Below are 15,670 nucleotides of genomic sequence, written 5' to 3'. Positions count from 1 at the left end.
CGAACTCACTCCCGCCCCTTGAAGAACACCCTCGAACAAGCCCTCGCTCTCGCGTCGCCACGCATCCTGCCGCGTCGCGCGACGCTCGCCAGCACGTTGATCCATGCCAGCGTCGTCGTGCTGTGGCTGCTGCTGTTCGCGCGCGCGTTCTTTCTGCAAGGCGCGCTCGCGTGGTCGACCGGCATTGCGTATGTCGTCTACGACACGCTGCTGCTTGCATTCGTCACGTGGAAATCGCTGCCGCTGCTGCGCCGTACCGCGGCGCTCGAAGCCGACTACGAGCGTCGCGACCTGCCGAGCATGGGCGTGATCGTCGCGTCGCATAACGAGGCGGCGGTGCTGCCGGTCACGTTGGCCGCGCTGCTGCGCCAGACCCACGGCCCCGCGCAGATCGTGATCGCCGACGACGGCTCGACCGACGCCACCCGCGAGCTGCTAACCGAACGCTTCGGCCTCAAGCCCGCCGCCGACGGCGTGCTAAGCGCGCCGAGCGCACTGCACCCGAATCTGTACTGGCTGCGCGTACCGCACGGCGGCAAGGCGCGCGCGCTGAACGCGGCGATCACGGTGATGACGACCGACACGGTAATGACCGTCGATGCCGACACGCTACTCGACGACGACGCGACCTACGCGATGCGCGCCGCGTTCGCGAGCGAGCCGCAACTGGCCGCGGCGGCCGGCATCCTCGTGCCGGTCTGCGGCAAGTCGCTGTCGGGGCGCGTGTTCCAGTGGTTCCAGACCTACGAGTACATGCGCAATTTCATCGCGCGTTTCGCGTGGATGCGCGCGGACAGCCTGCTGCTGATCTCCGGCGCGTTCGCATCGTTCCGGCGCGACGCGCTGGTTGCGGTCGGCGGCTTCGATCCGCAATGCCTCGTCGAAGATTACGAACTGATTCACCGGCTGCGCCGCTACTCGGTCGATCACGGCCTCGGCTGGGACGTGCGCGTGGTCGGCGAAGCGCATGCGCGCACCGACGCGCCCGATCATCTCGCGAGCTTTCTGCGCCAGCGCCGCCGCTGGTTCGCCGGCTTCCTGCAGACGCAGTACTGGAACCGCGACATGACCGGCAACCCGCGTTACGGCACGCTCGGCACGCTGATGCTGCCGGTCAAGGCGTTCGACACGATGCAGCCGATCTACGGACTGACCGCGTTCGCGTTGCTGCTCGGTTTTCTGTTCGGCGGACACGGCGCGATCGTCGTGTCGATCTTCAGCGTGATCGGTCTGAAGACCGCGATCGATCTCGCGTTCTACCTGTGGAGCATCCACCTGTACCGGCGCTGGACCGGCGAGCGCAGCGGCAACAGTCTCGGCATGGCGATGCTCGCGGCGCTCGCCGAGCCGTTCACGTTCCAGCTCGCCCGCCATCTCGGCGCGGCGCTCGGCTGGCTGCAGTTTCTGCGCGGCGGTCGCGCGTGGGGCGTGCAACGGCGCTCCGGTCTTATCGAGGACGACGAGCGCTGACGCTGGCGGGGCGGGTGGCTGCGACACTGAGCGGGTGCCGGCGACAGACCCATCGGCCGGCCGCATCTAGTAGACTCACATTCGATGCCGCGTGCGAATCTCAGCACGACAACCCACTATCCGCTCGTGCACGGAGGCTTGACCCATGCATGCTGTTCCCCCGCTCGAACAAGATCTCGCCGACGCAACCGTGGCCGCCTCGCCGGCTCCGGCAGCGCCGCAGCATTGCGCTTCTCCCGCTTCACAAACCGGCGCTCACGCGCACACTCCCGACCACGCCGCCAGCAGCGCGCCGGTGCGCGATCTGCGCCGCGTCGGCATCCATCCGAACCATTGGTATCCGCTCGCGTGGTCGCATGAAGTGAAGCGCGGCAAGACGCATGGCGTGACCTTCGCGGGCGACCCGATCGTGCTCGCGCGCACCGAGAGCGGCAAGGTGTTCGCGCTCGAAGACCGTTGCGCGCATCGCCAGGTGCCGCTGCATCAAGGTGTGGTCGACGGCGAATCGATTCGCTGCGGCTATCACGGCTGGACCTACGACTGTTCGGGCAAGTGCATCGACGTGCCGTATCTGGGCCGCGAGCGGCTGCCCAACGGCGTGCGCTCGTATCCGTGTCAGGAAGTCGAAGGCTTGATCTTCGTGTTCCCCGGCGACGCCGCGCTCGCCGAACAGAGGCCGCTGCCGGCGCTCGGCTCGGTGTCGGACCCGAAGTACAAGACGCGCCGCTTCGGCCGTCCGGTCAAATGTCATTACTCGTTCATGCACGAGAACCTGATGGACATGAACCATCAGTTTCTGCATCGCCGCCAGATGGGCCAGATGCGCGCGCGCTCGCTCGGGCGGCGCAAAGGCGACGGCTGGGTCGAGGTCGATTACACGTTCGCGCGGATGGCCGGGCAGCAGCCGATCGGCGAGGCGATCGTGTTCGGCCAGAACCGCAAGACCGGCGGCCACAACGACAAGGACGTGATGACGATCCGCACCGAGTATCCGTTCCAGACGCTGCAGATCCGCAACTCGGATCAGACGCTGGTGATGGACCTGTGGATCATCTATGTGCCGCTCGATCGCGAGCAACGCACCAATCGAACGTTCGGGCTGCTATCGATTCGCAAGCCCGGCATTCCGGGCGCGCTGAATCTCGCGTGGCCGCTGCTGGTGTGGTTTACCGAACGTATCTTCAAGGAGGACCGCGAGATCGTCGAGGCCGAGCAGCGCGCGCACGACTCGCAGGGCGCCGACTGGAATCACGAGGTGTTCCCGGTCATCAACGATCTGCGCGCGTTGCTGCGCGAGTGCGGCGCGCCGGATCAGGTGGTGGGCGCCGGCACCGGCGACACCGCGGTGATCCGCTTCTGGGATTCGCGCCAGGGCAATCCGCTCGCGAAGACCTGAGCGCGGGCCGCTGGACAAGCGGCAACGCCACCCGACACGCGCAGGTTTCCCGTCCTGCGCGAATTAATCCATCTCCCCACCGTAGACAATGCGCGACCCGCAAGCGGCGATAATGTCGCGCCGCCCGGTTATTGCGCGCGAGTTTGCGCCGGGTCGGCCTGGGCCCCTGGCGCACCCGTGTACCATGACGCTTTTTCCGAACTTCAAGATACTTCCGTGACCACGCAACAAACCACCACCGCCCCGCGTAAATCCCTCACTCTGCTGCAACTGCTCGGCCTGATCGGCGGCGCCGGGTTGATCGCATCGATCGCGCTGAATCTGCTGCTGCAGTCGCACTGACACACCGCCCGCCGCGCGCGGGCCACCGCCAACCGGCGCGCATCGCCGGCCCCTCCGAGATTATTCCGATTGCCATGTACAAGAAGGGCGTAGCCGTAGAAATCCAGTTTTCCCCCGAGCGACTCAACGACGGCGCCGGCGACCCGTACTGGATCGATCTGACCCAGGACGAGGCGCAGCGTCTGTTCGACAGCCTGAAGGCGCGGCTCGCGGGAACCGGCAGCGGCACGGTCGCGCCGCTCGTCGTGAGTCTGGATGCGACGCCCACAATCGACGCGCCGTTGTTCGATGCATCGGCCGCGCCCACTGCGGAGCAGGCCGTGTCCGCCGACGACTTCAAGCAATGGGTCTGTGTGATTTGCGGCTGGGTCTACGACGAAGCGGCCGGCCTGCCGGAAGAAGGCATCGCGGCGGGCACCCGCTGGGCCGATGTGCCGGCCGACTGGCGCTGCCCGCTGTGCGATGTGGGTAAGGAAGATTTTGCGCTGGTGGAGTTTTAAGGCTCTTCTTCCCGTAGTTCATTCCGGGTAGTCCGCTCCCTCAGTGGTCGCCCGCCAGTTGTCGAAATCCCCACGCATTAATTCGAGCTTTTTGTAGGCGAGATCTAGCGCGGTCTTGCCGAGTAGCAGGCGTAGTGGTGGGTGGTCTGATAGCGCGGCATCGCTGTCGGCTTGCCGCAAGCTCGTCAATCCTGCTCATGATGATTTGCTCTGCCAACTGATCGGCCCAACCGGTCAGGTCAATGATGGGGTAAGAATGGCGAATGAAACGACCAATAAAAACACACTCGCCAGCGGTTCATTTAGTACCCAGCGAACTCATGACATTAATAGTGCCATTCTGGAAGCTGCCATTGCAGACTATGAAGCGATCGCAACCACCTTCGCGGTCAACGCTATCAGTGATAACAAGGTGCGCCAGCAATACATCAGGCACATTAAAGAAATCTCTGACCAGGTAAGGCAAGAGGTCGCCCAGGGTCACATGTCTGTGAAGGATGGTGCGGAGTATTGTAGCCAGTTGCGAGACAAGCTCTTCGTTGAGTATCGCAAGTACACATCGGCTGTTGGGGTAGCCCAAGCGGAAAAGCTTAAGCTCAGTGCACGAGGGTTTGACTATTACCTGAACAAGTATGCACACGCTCAGTTTGGCAAGAATTTTGATGTCCTGACCGCTGAAGAGCGCAATGCGGTCTACTATCAGGTGCTATCAAAAGCAGGTGGTGGCAATGCCAATGTGACAACCAAGGTGCGCCGATTGCAGGTATCCGCCAAGGTTGCCATTATATTTACGGCCATCCTTGCAACGGGTGAAGTGGTAGCGGCTCGGGATAAGGTCAAGGAGGCGGCGAGACAGGGCAGCATCATTGCGGGAGGCATGATTGGGGGAAGTCTGGCTGGGCTCGCCGTGTCATTCGTTTGCGGTCCTGCTGAACCGGCATGCGCCGTCGCCCTGGTACTTCTCGGTAGTAATCTTGGCGGCATGGCGGGGGACGGCGTTAATGACATGTATCAGGAAGAGCTACCGGTCTTCATGCATTGGGCAACCGACTAACATACCGAAACGCATTGACATGCCAACATCGTTATTTGTGATTCTACTCGTGCTATTCGTGGGTTCGGCCGGAGTGATTGTCATCAATTTGACGGGTGATCCAGGTATTGACTATTGGGATCTCGATGGTGAGAACGCGCCTCCTGCGTCCGGACTGGATCGATTGCGAACCAGGCCAATGTTCTATAGCAGTGGGGTTGTACTAGTTGGTAGTTTCATTGCCTATCTGTTGCTGCGTTAGGTAGTCGGGTTTGATTCATGGTGTAGAGGGTTGGGCTTGACTGGACAGACGATGTCAGATCGTTGGGCTCAGTTCGGCAGATAGTCGACTGGTGGCAATGCTGATCGAGCGGCACCGATAGGTCGTAGTCGTCCAGTTGCCGGGCGTCGACATATACACGTTTCATGCATAAAGCTTGAGGCTGTGGTCGGCCACAAGCCGGACATTCAGCTCCGCAAGAATTCCATTTCACCAGACCACCGAAGGAGCAGCAGACTGGTCTTCCTCGCCATCACTGGCCATGGGTTGAAAAGCGCGCTACGTCGGTTCGGAGAAGCTGACACACCGATTTGGTGGTGCTGATAGAATTTTCCAGAATGAGTTTGCTGCAATGGCAGGCAGAGATTTGACGCGCTTTGAGTATGAACTCGGCACACAGGATCTTTTGCCTGATGCTCTTGGCACCATCGCTGAGCATCATCCTGGCGAAGTCATATGGGTGGAGGCGCTGCCGACAGTAGGTTGACTTTCGACCAGTAGCAGATCTTCTGGCCCGGCTCGCAATCGCTTCCCCGAGGGCTCCAAGCTTCGCTGTTGGCGTAGGTGGTGTACTTAGGTTCCCAAGCATTTTGACCGTCCTGATCGAACGACAGCCTGAACCTCCCGCTCGAAATAGAGGCATAAATTGAGAAAACTCATTGCTGCGGTTAACGGTGCACTGGCGCCACTGAACATCGCTGTGACTCGGCGCACGACCTTGGACAATACGCGTGCCCAGTTGTTGGCTGCACAGTCTCAGCTGGAATCCGTTCGTGCCGAGGTGGCAGCTTCATCGGACGAACTCGCTCAACTTCGGCAGTTGGTGATTGATCGACCTTCGAAAACCGACGGGGAGGCACTGTCCATCGGAATTGCTCCGTTACGGAGGGACCTGGACAGCTTGCGACTCGAACTCCTAAGGTTCCAGATCGCCAATCGCTGGAGCGTGATTGATGCTATGGAGCGCGCGCGTACTGGGACACCTGCGTATCGAACGTGCCAATTGTGCAACTTCGTTGGAGCGAGTGCGGCGTTCAAGTGCATTGAGAGCAATTGCATCTTTGGTGGGGGTGTCCTGTTTCGACACCAATGCCCTAGTTGCGATGTCATTTTCGGCGCGGACAAGATGTTTGATCTGTCGGCTGGCGAACTGAGCCAAGACTACGAATGGCACTACAAAGTCTATGAAGAAGGCGATTCGACTGAGGCCGAGTTGCGCGCGTTCCATTCCTTGAACCCAAGTCGCAATGGCATCTACGTAAACTACGGCGCAGGCTCGTGGTCAAGAACTGTTCCGATACTGCGGGAGCAAGGCTGGAACGTGCTTGCCTATGAACCGCATGCCTCCGCTGCTTCCGCAGCGGACTGGCTCATTTCGAACGAGCAGCAGATGCAAGGGCGGAATTTTGACGGCATTTTCTCGAACAATGTGTTGGAGCACTTTCGCCATCCCATTAACGAACTCCGAAAAATGAAGACGTGGATGAAACCAGGAGCTCGAATGGCGCATGCAACGCCTTGCTTCGAGTATCTATACGAGTACACGCGTTTCCATCTCTTCTTCTTCCCTGGCAGATCGCGCAAGGTCCTTGCCGAGCGCTCGGAGTTGTCGATCTCACAATTCGAAGTCGATGGCGAGTTCATGAACTGTGTGTTCTCGACGACACTTGGTTAAGCGCAGGAATTTCACTCAGTTGCACATGAACCATAGCCGGCCATGGACTTCAGCTTCGGGTCGATTGCCGTCCTTGGCCTCGCAAACCTCTCGTGACCAGATTGGACTGTGACTGTCAGGTTGCGTGTCGACTTATACAGCATGAGTTGCCCGAATTACGCCGACCGCCTCTGTTCGGTGTGACGCTTCAACTGCAACAGCAGCTCCCCGGCTTCGCTCTGCAGCGCCTCGACAAACGCATCCACCAGCGGCAACGCCGGCCGATGCTCAGGACGAATCACACTAACCCGAAACGGCAGCGACAGCGCCAGCGGCCGGATCTGCAGATCGCGGCCCGCGAAATCGATCGCGGTCAGCGGATTGACGATCGCGATGCCGAGCCCCTGCCGCACGAAGCTGCATACAGAAACCGCGGTCGGCGTTTCAACCACCAAACGACGCGCAATGCCCGCTTGCGCAAACGCTTCGTCGATCTGCAGCCGGTACGGATCGTTCGCGGACAGACTGATAAACGGCTGGTCCGCGAAGTCCTTCAACGCAATCACACGCTTGCCGAGCAGCGGATGCCCGTCGGGCAGCACGCACACTTCATCGACTTCGAGCAGCGGCGTCAGCCGCGTGCCGGGCGGCGGGCGGTCGTGCTCGGTGAGGCCGAGGTCGTAGCGCTGCGCGGTCAGCCACTCCTCCAGAAACGGCGACTCCTGCGTCGCAATCGATACGCTGACGCCCGGCTGCGCGTCGTGAAAGCGTTTGACCGCGCCCGGCAGGATCGAATGCGAGAACATCGGCAGCGCGATTACCGACAACTGGCCGCCCTTGAATTCGCGCAGCGCCGCCGCCGTCGATGCGACCCGTTCAAGCCCGACATACGCGCGCCGGATTTCGTCGAACAATGTCAGCGCGGCCTGCGTGGGGCGCAAGCGGCCCTGCACGCGCTCGAACAGCGCGAAGCCGATGCTCTGCTCCATCCGCGCGAGTTCGCGGCTCACGGTGGGCTGCGACGTGAACAGCATCTCGGCCGCCTTGGTGACGCTGCCGGCGGTCATCAGCGCGCGGAAGATTTCGATGTGGCGGTGCGTGAGTGCCATTCAAAAGCCTATATCAACGATGAATAGGTAAGCTACAAATTGGTATTTTACTGAATGAACAGGAGCCCGCATCATGTCGGCTTCTGCTTCGTAAAGCCTCGACATGGAACGCACCGTGACACCCTTCAATCCGCGTCAACTCGCTGAACTAGCGCGCCAATACGGCACACCTCTGTGGGTCTACGACGCCGATACGATCCGCCAGCGCATCGCCGAACTGCGCAGCTTCGATACGATCCGCTTCGCGCAGAAGGCGTGTTCGAACCTGCATATCCTGAAGCTGATGCGCGCGGAAGGGGTGGTGGTCGATGCGGTTTCGGCGGGTGAACTCGCGCGTAGTTTTGCTGCGGGCTTCACGGCCGAACCCACTGCCGAAGCCACCGCTGACTCCACCGCTGAACCCACCCCGCACCACGTGTCCGAAGGCGTCGTCTTCACCGCCGACGTTCTCGACCACGCCACGCTCGCCACCGTGCTCGAACACCGCATCACCGTCAACGCCGGCTCGCTCGACATGCTCGAACGGCTCGGCCGGCACGCGAGCGAAGGCCATCGTGTGTGGTTGCGAATCAACCCCGGTTTCGGGCATGGCCACAGCAACAAGACCAACACCGGCGGCGAGCACAGCAAGCACGGCATCTGGCGCGACGACCTGCCACTCGCGCTCGAACTGGTGCGCCGCTACCGGTTGAAGCTCGTCGGGCTGCACATGCATATCGGCTCCGGCGTCGATTACACGCATCTGGCGCGCGTTTGCGATTCGATGGTCGACGCGGTCGCGGACCTCGATCAGGATATCGAAGCGATCTCGGCGGGCGGCGGTCTGTCGGTCCCGTATCGCGACGGCGACGCGCGGGTCGATACCGCGCATTACTTCCGGCTGTGGGACGACGCGCGCCGGCGCATCGAAGCGCATCTCGGCCACCGCGTGCGGCTCGAAATCGAACCGGGCCGGTTTCTGGTCGCGCAGGCGGGCGTACTGATCGCCGAAGTGCACGCGCTGAGCCCGCGGCCGTCGCGGCAATTCGCGCTGATCGACGCGGGCTTCAACGATCTGGTGCGGCCATCGTTCTATGGCAGCCATCACGAGATCAGCGTGCTGAAGCCCGATGGCACGCCGAGCAGCGCGCCGGCCGCTGCGTTCACCGTAGCGGGTCCGCTGTGCGAAGCGGGCGACGTGTTCACGCAGGCCGAAGGCGGCATCGTCACGAGTCGTGAGATGCCGGCGCCCGCGGTGGGCGACCTGATCGTGTTCCATGACGCGGGCGCGTACGGTGCGTCGATGTCGTCGAACTACAACAGCCGGCCGCTCGCGCCCGAAGTGTTGGTCGACCACGGCCACGCGCGGCTGATCCGGCGCCGACAACATATCGACGAATTGCTCGCGCTCGAAGCCTGCTAGAAACTCATCGCGAATCCGAACGATATGCCGTGCACGTTGTGCCCGAACACATAGCGCACCATCGCCCGCGTGCGCGTGATGATGATCGGATATTTGCTGCTGTCGAGTTCGAGACCGACGCCGAGCGACGTGAGGTCGTTGAAACCCAGCACGCCGGCGCTGTCGCCGAAGTAGTGCGAGTACGCGGCTTCGAGCACATAGCGCACCGGCCGGTCGAGCGCGCGCCAGCCGGTCGGCGCGCGCCAGCGGGTCCACAGGCTCACCTGCTGCGCCATCGCCGACCCCTGCACCGCTTCGGACGAACTGCCGAAACTGCGCAGATAGATATCGGTCGCGCGTAATTCCGCATCGATTTCGTAGGTCTCGCGATAGTGCTCGAAGTCGAGCACCAGCGATCCGCCGTAGCCGTACGCATTGAGCGAGCCGTTCTCGAGAAACTGCAGGTTGCTGTCGGTGACGTGATTGAAGATCGTCTGCCCGACTTTCAGATCGCTCGAAACGCGCCCGATCGTGCCGTTCAGGATCGGCCGGAACACCAGTTCGTCAGTGATCCGAAAGTCCCAGCCGATGCCCACGGTGCCGCTGAACGTGTTCCAGGCGGTTGGCACCGAACGCTGTTCGGCGCCATCGCTCGCGATGAACACCGGATCGTAGCGGCTATACGCGAGCGTGCCTTCCAGGTACAGCGGAAACTTTTTGCTGAGCGTGAAGCCGCCGCCGAACTGCGTTTGCGCGAAACCGGGATTGCCGGTCAGCCCATTGTTCACCGACAGGTTGCTGGTGGTCACGTCCGGCACCGTCGTGTAGCTCATCACTGCGAGCACGGCGTCCGCATGGCGCTTCACGTTGCCGCCGATCACCGTATTGCTCGATAACTGGCCGGGCGGGTTTTGCGCATGGGCGCCGCACGGCAACAGGGCCAACGCGAGCACGAGCGCGACCGCGAGCCACACGCACAATCTGGCGGCATGCCTGCAAACTGGCTCAGCGGATAAGCAAAGCACGCGCATTGCGCATTCCTGTCGGTTGGGGCGTATCACTCGTGTTTCGCGGACCGCTACTGATTCTGCGAGCCCGCGCCATGCGCGGCCTCCTGCACGCCCCTGACCGCCGCGGCCGTGGTCAGGCCGATGAACAGCAGTCCGATCAGGCCGAGCAGCACCGCATCGATGCGGCCGAACCCGGTGGTCGGCACCACGTCGCCATAGCCGATCGTCAGCGCGGTAATCGCGCAGAAATACCAGGTTTGCTCCAGCGACGCGGGCGTTCTGTTCGCGGTTTCGACCGGGCCGCCGTAGTAGTACATCGCGATAGTCAGCAGCACGAACAGTCCGAGCATGAAGCACAGGATCGTTCGCATGTACCACAGCGTCACAAAGAACTCGCGCAGGATTTCGCGCGCGCCCACACGTTTGGTGGTACTGCGTTCGGCATTGTCGGTCACGGCATCTCCCCGGCGTCGCGGCTAGCGCGCCTGCGGTCCAGAATCAGAATCATCACGCACGCGTAAAGCGTGACGGCGACGAACAGCCCCATGCGAATCGCGAACGCGCGATAAACGTCCTTGCCCGCCGCGCTGTCCTGCACCGACTGGCCGAGCAGAATGATCATCGTCACGAGGCCGTTCAGCCAGAAGCCCGGCGAGTAGCGGGTCGGCACGAGCCGGAACAGCTTGCGCCCGACCAGCAGGCCGAACAGCAGCATCCATAGAAAGAACATCCATAGTTGCGGGAACAGCTTCAGCGCGAACCAGAACGCGATCGCCAGCAGGCCGCCGAGCAGCGTCGAGCCGAGCAGGTCGCGCGCGGCGCTGCGCGCGGTCGCGGTGCAACTCTGCCGGCCGAGGCTGACGGATTTCATGATGATCGGCATATAGCTGGCCGGATCGGTGAGCGCCAGCAGATACGCGGGCATCACCACGAGCGCGGCGCGCAGCGCGATGTACCTCGCCTGTGCATCGGACACGCGCGCGGCGGCGGGTGCGGGCCGCGCAGCCGCGCTGTCGGGAAACAGCCGATGCGCGACGATCGAGACCAGCAACGCCAGCAGCAGCCCTTTGACCAGCGCGCCGACGACGGTCGCCGCCAGTTGCAGATCCGCGGTGCCCGCCGCGGAAATCATCGTCAGTCCGGCGGCGAGGAAAGTCGCGACGAGACTGTTGCCGCCGCGCAGCCCATAGCGAAACGCGACGAACAGCAGCAGCGCGATCAGCAGCACGCCGGCCAATGCGTAGTGGCGCAGCAGCGGCACCAGCAGCAGGCCGCTGCCCGCGGTCAGGCCGACCACCAGCGCGACGGCCAGCGCCTGCCGCAACGACAGCGCGCGCGTCTGCGTCGCCAGCAGGAACACCGAGAACACGGGCGCCACGACCGGAATCGGCAAGTCGAGCGCGAAGCTGAGCGCGAGACACAGCGCGGTGCCGCTGGCCATTCGCAGCGCGCGCTGTCCGGAAACCAGCAGCCTGGGGTCTAGCGTGCTCATCGCCTCGTTCGGTTCAGTAAAGATAGGAGAGCCAACTCATCGCGCGCAGAAACAGCCTGCCCAGCGGGTTGAGCGGATTGTTCGCACTCGGAAACGCCATCACCTCGGCTTGTCCGCCGACCCGGACGTTGCGCAAACGGTCGCGCTCGTTGGCATCGAACTCGACCAGCACCGGAAAGCGCTGCGCGGGACGCAGCCAGTCGCGGCTGTTCTGGATCGACGGCAACGCGCCCGGCGGCGTGGGCTGGCCGACGCTCACGCCGTAACCGATGCTGCGAATCCGGCCGTGGAAAATCTCGCCGGGCAACGCATCGAGAGCGATGGCCACCTCGGTGCCCGGCTGCAAACGGCCGAGATTGTTTTCGGTCATATCCGCGCTGATCCACACATCGCGGATCGCGATCAGCGTCATCACCGGATTGCCCGCCGCGGTGAACTGGCCGACTTCGGTCCGCAGATCGGTGATCACGCCGCCGCTGCGCGCGTTGACGCGTGTGTTTGCCAGATCGAGTTCCGCTTTCGCGAGCGCCGCGGCCGCGCTGCGCAACTGCGCGTTATCGGGCTCGGCGCCGCCTTGCTGCTCGCGCGCGCGTTCGACTTCCGCGCGTGCTGCCGCCACCTGACTGCGCGCCTGTTCGTGAGTCGCGCGCGCGACTTCGAGCCGCCGCAGCGACACGGTGCCTTCGTCTTCGCGATACAGCCGCTCCAGCCGGTCGCTGTCCTGGGCCGCCTTGACCTCGTTCGCGATTGCCGCGCGCAGCGACGCGCGCGCCGAATCGATCCCGGCGGTGCTCGCGCCGAGCTGGCGGCGCGTGGTCTCCAGATCGGCGCGCGCGCGATCGGCGGCGATCCGGTATTGCTCGTTATCGACCTCGAACAGCAGGTCGCCGGCGTTGACCTGCTGGTTGTCGTGCACGGCAACTCGCGTCACGCGCCCCGACACTTCCGCGGCGACCGGCACGACGTAGGCCTGCACGCGCGCCTGTTGCGTGTACGGCGTCAGGCGATCGGCCAGCAGATACCAGATCAGGCTGACGACGATCACGCCAATCACCCACTTCAGCGCGCGACCGGACGGCTCGGCGGCGGGCGGCGGAGACGGCGCCGGGGCGGGCGCCGGCGAAGGCGAAGACGAAGCCCCCGCACTTGCCGGCACGGCTCCGGACGACTTGGACGTATCGCTCATCGCGAGGCCCCCTCGGAAGCAGCAGGAGCCGCAGCAGCCGCAGCAGCAGCCGCGGCCGGCGGCGCGCTCACATCGTTCAACAGATCGCCCCAATCGGTGCGCTGCTGCATCTGCGCGCGCGTCGCGCTATCGATCAGCGGCTGCTCCGCATACCACCCGCCGCCGAGCGCCTTATACAGCGCGATCAGACTGCCGACCGCATTGCTGCGATTGACCACGTACGCATCCTGTTGCGCGAACAACGCGCGCTGCGCATCGAGCACGCGCTGAAAGTCCGAATAGCCTTCGCGATAAATCGTATTGGCGAGCGTCAGCGAGCGCCGCGCGGCCCCTTGCGCGTCGTTCAGAATCCGGTCGCGCGTCAGCGCGGCGAGCATCGCGGTCGCAGCGTCGTCGGCTTCGCGCGCCGCTTCGCGCACGGTGTTCTGATATGCGACGGTCAGCTGTTGCAACCGCACGTCCTGCACGCGCACGTTGTTGACGATCTTGCCGTGATCGAACACGTTCCACGTGACGCTGGGTCCGGCCGCGAGCGCCAGCGTGCTCGGCGCGCCGGCGAGCGAAGTCGCGCTCCACACGAGCGAGCCGAGCAACGTCACCGACGGATACAGATCGGCTTTCGCAACGCCGATCAGCGCCGATTGCGCGGCCATCTGATATTCGGCCGCGAGTACGTCGGGGCGCCGCAACAGCAGATCGGCGGGCACCTGCTGCAATACCGCGCGATCGACGAGCGGCAGCACGCCTGCCTTGCCGGGCTGCGCATCGAGTTCCGGCAGCGGGCCCGGCGGCCGGCCGAGCAGCACCGACAGCGCATGCTGCGCGAGCACGATCTGACTCTCCAGATCGGGGATGCTGCTTAGCGTTCCCAGGTATTGCGTGTTCGCCTGCTGCAGATCGAGTTCGTCGCTCTCGCCGCTTTTGAACAGCTTCTGCGCGATCTCGTAGCTGCGTTTCTGCAAAGCCGCGTTGTCGCGCGCGATGCGCAGCCGCGCTTCGGCGGTGCGCAGCGTGAAATAGGTATCGGCGAGCTGCGCATGCAACAGCACCAGCGCGGCGTCACGATTCGCCTGGGCGGCGAAGAAGTTGGCATCGGCGGATTCGATCGCGCGGCTGAAGCGCCCCCAGAAGTCGAGTTCCCAGCCGATGCTGAAACTTGCTCCGTACTGCCAGGCGCCGCTCGAGCGCGAATTACTGAGCCCATCCGAGCGCCGGCCCGCCGTATACAGCACATCGGTGTTGACCTGCTGCACCTGCGGATAGCGGCCCGCGAGCGCGATGCCCAGTTGCGCGCGCGCCTCGATCACACGCAGGCCGGCGATCTTCAGATCGCCGTTGCCGGCATCGGCCTGAGCCATCAGTTGTTCGAGGTTGCGGTCGTCGAAGACCTGCCACCACTGCCGGACGTCGGGCTGCGCGGCCTGCCGCGTGAGCTGCTCGATCGACGCGCTGCTCCAGTGCTCGCTCCACGCTTCATGCTGCGGATGAAAATCCGGACCGACCTGGATGCAGCCGCTGACCGACGCCGCGACACACACCACCACGCACAGCGCCGGCGCGGCGACGAACAGCGCCGCGCGCGGCCGCGCCGCCGTTGCCGATGCGTGCAGTGAAGGCGACACGACGCCGTCCCCCTGGTCTTAGGGTTCGATGTGTGTCTGACACGGCTTGGATTCCGGCTGGTCCTTGACCCAGCGCCAGAACAGCTGATATCCGACCGCCAGCATCACGGGCCCGATGAACAGTCCGATCACGCCGCCCGTCACCATGCCGCCGAGCGCGCCGATCAGCACGACCGGCATCGGCACCGCGACGCCGCGTCCGAGCAGCAGCGGCTTGAGCACGTTGTCGGCGAGACCGGCGACGAACACGTAGACCGAGAAGATGACCGTCGCGGTGCTGACGCCTTCGGTCAGGATCACGAACGCGATCACCGGCACCGTGATCAGCGTGGCGGGCAACTGCATGATGCCGATCAGCAGCACCGCGAGCGCGAGCAGGCCGGCGCCCGGAATGCCCATCACGATGAAGCCGATGCCGATCAGCAGCATCTGGATGAACGCGATGCCGACCACGCCTTGCGCGACCGCGCGGATCGTCGACGTGCACAGATCGGCGATCTGCGGGCCGTTCTCCAGGCCGGAAATGCGCGACGCGATCTGCACCGCGCTGCGGTGGCCCTTTTCGCCGTACGCCATCAGAATGCCGGCGACGATCAGCGCGACGAAGAACACCAGCAGTCCCGCGCCGAGCCCGGTCACGGTGCCGAGTATCGCGACGCCCACTTCCTTCATTTGCGGCGCGAACTTCTGCACGAGGCCGGTCAGATCGGTCGACGCCTGGGTCCAGAAGTCGAAGATCCGCTGGCCGACCAGCGGCCATGCGGCGACGGATTCGGCCGGCGGCGGAATCCGGAAGTCGCCGCTGCGGAAGATGTCCATCGCGCGTTCGATCGAATTGGCGACCGCGACGCCGAGCGCATAGGTCGGCACCAGAATCACCGCGAACGAAATGAGGATGATCAGCGTGGCGACCAGCCCGTCCTTGCCGCGCAGCCGCGAACGCAGTCTGACCTGCAGCGGATAGAGCGTAATCGCGAGGATCACGGCCCACACCATCAGGTTCAGGAACGGCACGAACACGCGGAAGCACGCGATGGCCAGCACCGCGACGAGGCCGGCGCGGATCAGTACGTCGAGCAATTCCCGGGATAGTCCCCTTCGAGCGGTCTGTGTGGGTAGCATCGATTTTCTCCTCGCGGGACCCCGCAAGGGTCTCCAGACGACCCGTCTGGCTTGCCGGGGAATCCGGCGTGGC

Annotated in this window: 15 protein-coding genes; 8 read left to right on the top strand and 7 right to left on the bottom strand. The window is 63.8% G+C overall.

Annotated features, from left to right (window positions below):
• The first annotated feature begins 18 nt into the window (after positions 1 to 18).
• The 7 genes from BTH42_RS09595 to BTH42_RS09560 all read left to right on the top strand — a co-directional run bounded on the left by BTH42_RS09595 (position 19) and on the right by BTH42_RS09560 (position 6,696).
• Positions 19 to 1,470, top strand: a complete 1,452-nt coding sequence (locus BTH42_RS09595; RefSeq protein WP_075298313.1) for a glycosyltransferase family 2 protein — start codon at positions 19 to 21, stop codon at positions 1,468 to 1,470.
• A gap of 145 nt (positions 1,471 to 1,615) precedes the next feature.
• Positions 1,616 to 2,866: an aromatic ring-hydroxylating dioxygenase subunit alpha gene (locus BTH42_RS09590; protein ID WP_075298310.1), complete on the top strand. Its 1,251-nt coding sequence runs from the start codon at positions 1,616 to 1,618 to the stop codon at positions 2,864 to 2,866.
• A 216-nt stretch (positions 2,867 to 3,082) separates the two neighbouring features.
• Entirely contained in the window at positions 3,083 to 3,208 is a 126-nt protein-coding gene (locus tag BTH42_RS35940) for a hypothetical protein (RefSeq protein WP_256701918.1), read from the top strand.
• Positions 3,209 to 3,282: 74 nt separating this feature from the next.
• Entirely contained in the window at positions 3,283 to 3,708 is a 426-nt protein-coding gene (locus tag BTH42_RS36290; protein ID WP_075298307.1) for a rubredoxin, read from the top strand.
• A gap of 256 nt (positions 3,709 to 3,964) precedes the next feature.
• On the top strand, positions 3,965 to 4,762 hold the full coding sequence (locus BTH42_RS09575) for a hypothetical protein (RefSeq protein WP_075298304.1): 798 nt from the start codon (positions 3,965 to 3,967) through the stop codon (positions 4,760 to 4,762).
• A 611-nt stretch (positions 4,763 to 5,373) separates the two neighbouring features.
• Positions 5,374 to 5,508 (top strand): hypothetical protein, encoded by a 135-nt coding sequence (locus BTH42_RS35935; protein ID WP_256701917.1) that lies wholly within the window; start codon positions 5,374 to 5,376, stop codon positions 5,506 to 5,508.
• A gap of 159 nt (positions 5,509 to 5,667) precedes the next feature.
• Entirely contained in the window at positions 5,668 to 6,696 is a 1,029-nt protein-coding gene (locus BTH42_RS09560) for a methyltransferase domain-containing protein (protein ID WP_075298299.1), read from the top strand.
• Between the two features lie 155 nt (positions 6,697 to 6,851).
• Here the strand turns inward: BTH42_RS09560 and BTH42_RS09555 are convergent, their stop codons facing one another.
• Positions 6,852 to 7,784, bottom strand: a complete 933-nt coding sequence (locus BTH42_RS09555) for a LysR family transcriptional regulator (RefSeq protein WP_075298296.1) — start codon at positions 7,782 to 7,784, stop codon at positions 6,852 to 6,854.
• Between the two features lie 103 nt (positions 7,785 to 7,887).
• Between BTH42_RS09555 and lysA the strand changes: the two genes are divergently transcribed.
• The gene (gene lysA / locus BTH42_RS09550) at positions 7,888 to 9,186 is read left to right on the top strand and encodes a diaminopimelate decarboxylase (RefSeq protein ID WP_075298293.1); all 1,299 of its coding nucleotides are present in this window, start codon (positions 7,888 to 7,890) and stop codon (positions 9,184 to 9,186) included.
• Here lysA and BTH42_RS09545 read toward each other — a convergent pair.
• The 6 genes from BTH42_RS09545 to BTH42_RS09520 form a co-directional block, all read right to left on the bottom strand.
• Positions 9,183 to 10,139 (bottom strand): hypothetical protein, encoded by a 957-nt coding sequence (locus BTH42_RS09545; protein ID WP_372237252.1) that lies wholly within the window; start codon positions 10,137 to 10,139, stop codon positions 9,183 to 9,185. The genes lysA and BTH42_RS09545 overlap by 4 nt on opposite strands.
• Before the next feature lie 104 nt (positions 10,140 to 10,243).
• Positions 10,244 to 10,546 carry an ion channel gene (locus BTH42_RS09540; RefSeq protein WP_083654723.1) on the bottom strand — a complete coding sequence of 101 codons (303 nt, stop codon included), beginning with the start codon at positions 10,544 to 10,546 and terminating at the stop codon, positions 10,244 to 10,246.
• An 80-nt stretch (positions 10,547 to 10,626) separates the two neighbouring features.
• Positions 10,627 to 11,667 carry a DUF2955 domain-containing protein gene (locus tag BTH42_RS09535; protein ID WP_075298287.1) on the bottom strand — a complete coding sequence of 347 codons (1,041 nt, stop codon included), beginning with the start codon at positions 11,665 to 11,667 and terminating at the stop codon, positions 10,627 to 10,629.
• A 13-nt stretch (positions 11,668 to 11,680) separates the two neighbouring features.
• Entirely contained in the window at positions 11,681 to 12,853 is a 1,173-nt protein-coding gene (locus BTH42_RS09530; RefSeq protein WP_083654719.1) for an HlyD family secretion protein, read from the bottom strand.
• Positions 12,850 to 14,397, bottom strand: coding sequence for a TolC family protein (locus BTH42_RS09525; RefSeq protein WP_372237253.1), 1,548 nt, complete (start codon positions 14,395 to 14,397; stop codon positions 12,850 to 12,852). The genes BTH42_RS09530 and BTH42_RS09525 overlap by 4 nt, the downstream gene beginning before the upstream one ends.
• 96 nt (positions 14,398 to 14,493) lie before the next feature.
• Positions 14,494 to 15,597, bottom strand: coding sequence for an AI-2E family transporter (locus tag BTH42_RS09520; protein ID WP_075298284.1), 1,104 nt, complete (start codon positions 15,595 to 15,597; stop codon positions 14,494 to 14,496).
• Positions 15,598 to 15,670: the final 73 nt, after the last annotated feature.

The organism is Burkholderia sp. SRS-W-2-2016 (assembly GCF_001931485.1).
In the GTDB taxonomy this organism is placed as follows: domain Bacteria; phylum Pseudomonadota; class Gammaproteobacteria; order Burkholderiales; family Burkholderiaceae; genus Paraburkholderia.
This window is presented reverse-complemented; position numbering and strand designations above follow the sequence as displayed.

Coding starts and splice junctions, on each gene's coding strand:
- BTH42_RS35935 (WP_256701917.1), top strand. CDS start 5,374: ATGGCAGGCAGAGATTTGACGCGCTTTGAGTATGAACTCGGCACACAG.
- BTH42_RS09535 (WP_075298287.1), bottom strand. CDS start 11,667: ATGAGCACGCTAGACCCCAGGCTGCTGGTTTCCGGACAGCGCGCGCTG.
- lysA (WP_075298293.1), top strand. CDS start 7,888: ATGGAACGCACCGTGACACCCTTCAATCCGCGTCAACTCGCTGAACTA.
- BTH42_RS36290 (WP_075298307.1), top strand. CDS start 3,283: ATGTACAAGAAGGGCGTAGCCGTAGAAATCCAGTTTTCCCCCGAGCGA.
- BTH42_RS09590 (WP_075298310.1), top strand. CDS start 1,616: ATGCATGCTGTTCCCCCGCTCGAACAAGATCTCGCCGACGCAACCGTG.
- BTH42_RS09530 (WP_083654719.1), bottom strand. CDS start 12,853: ATGAGCGATACGTCCAAGTCGTCCGGAGCCGTGCCGGCAAGTGCGGGG.
- BTH42_RS09520 (WP_075298284.1), bottom strand. CDS start 15,597: ATGCTACCCACACAGACCGCTCGAAGGGGACTATCCCGGGAATTGCTC.
- BTH42_RS09555 (WP_075298296.1), bottom strand. CDS start 7,784: ATGGCACTCACGCACCGCCACATCGAAATCTTCCGCGCGCTGATGACC.
- BTH42_RS09540 (WP_083654723.1), bottom strand. CDS start 10,546: ATGCGAACGATCCTGTGCTTCATGCTCGGACTGTTCGTGCTGCTGACT.
- BTH42_RS09575 (WP_075298304.1), top strand. CDS start 3,965: ATGGCGAATGAAACGACCAATAAAAACACACTCGCCAGCGGTTCATTT.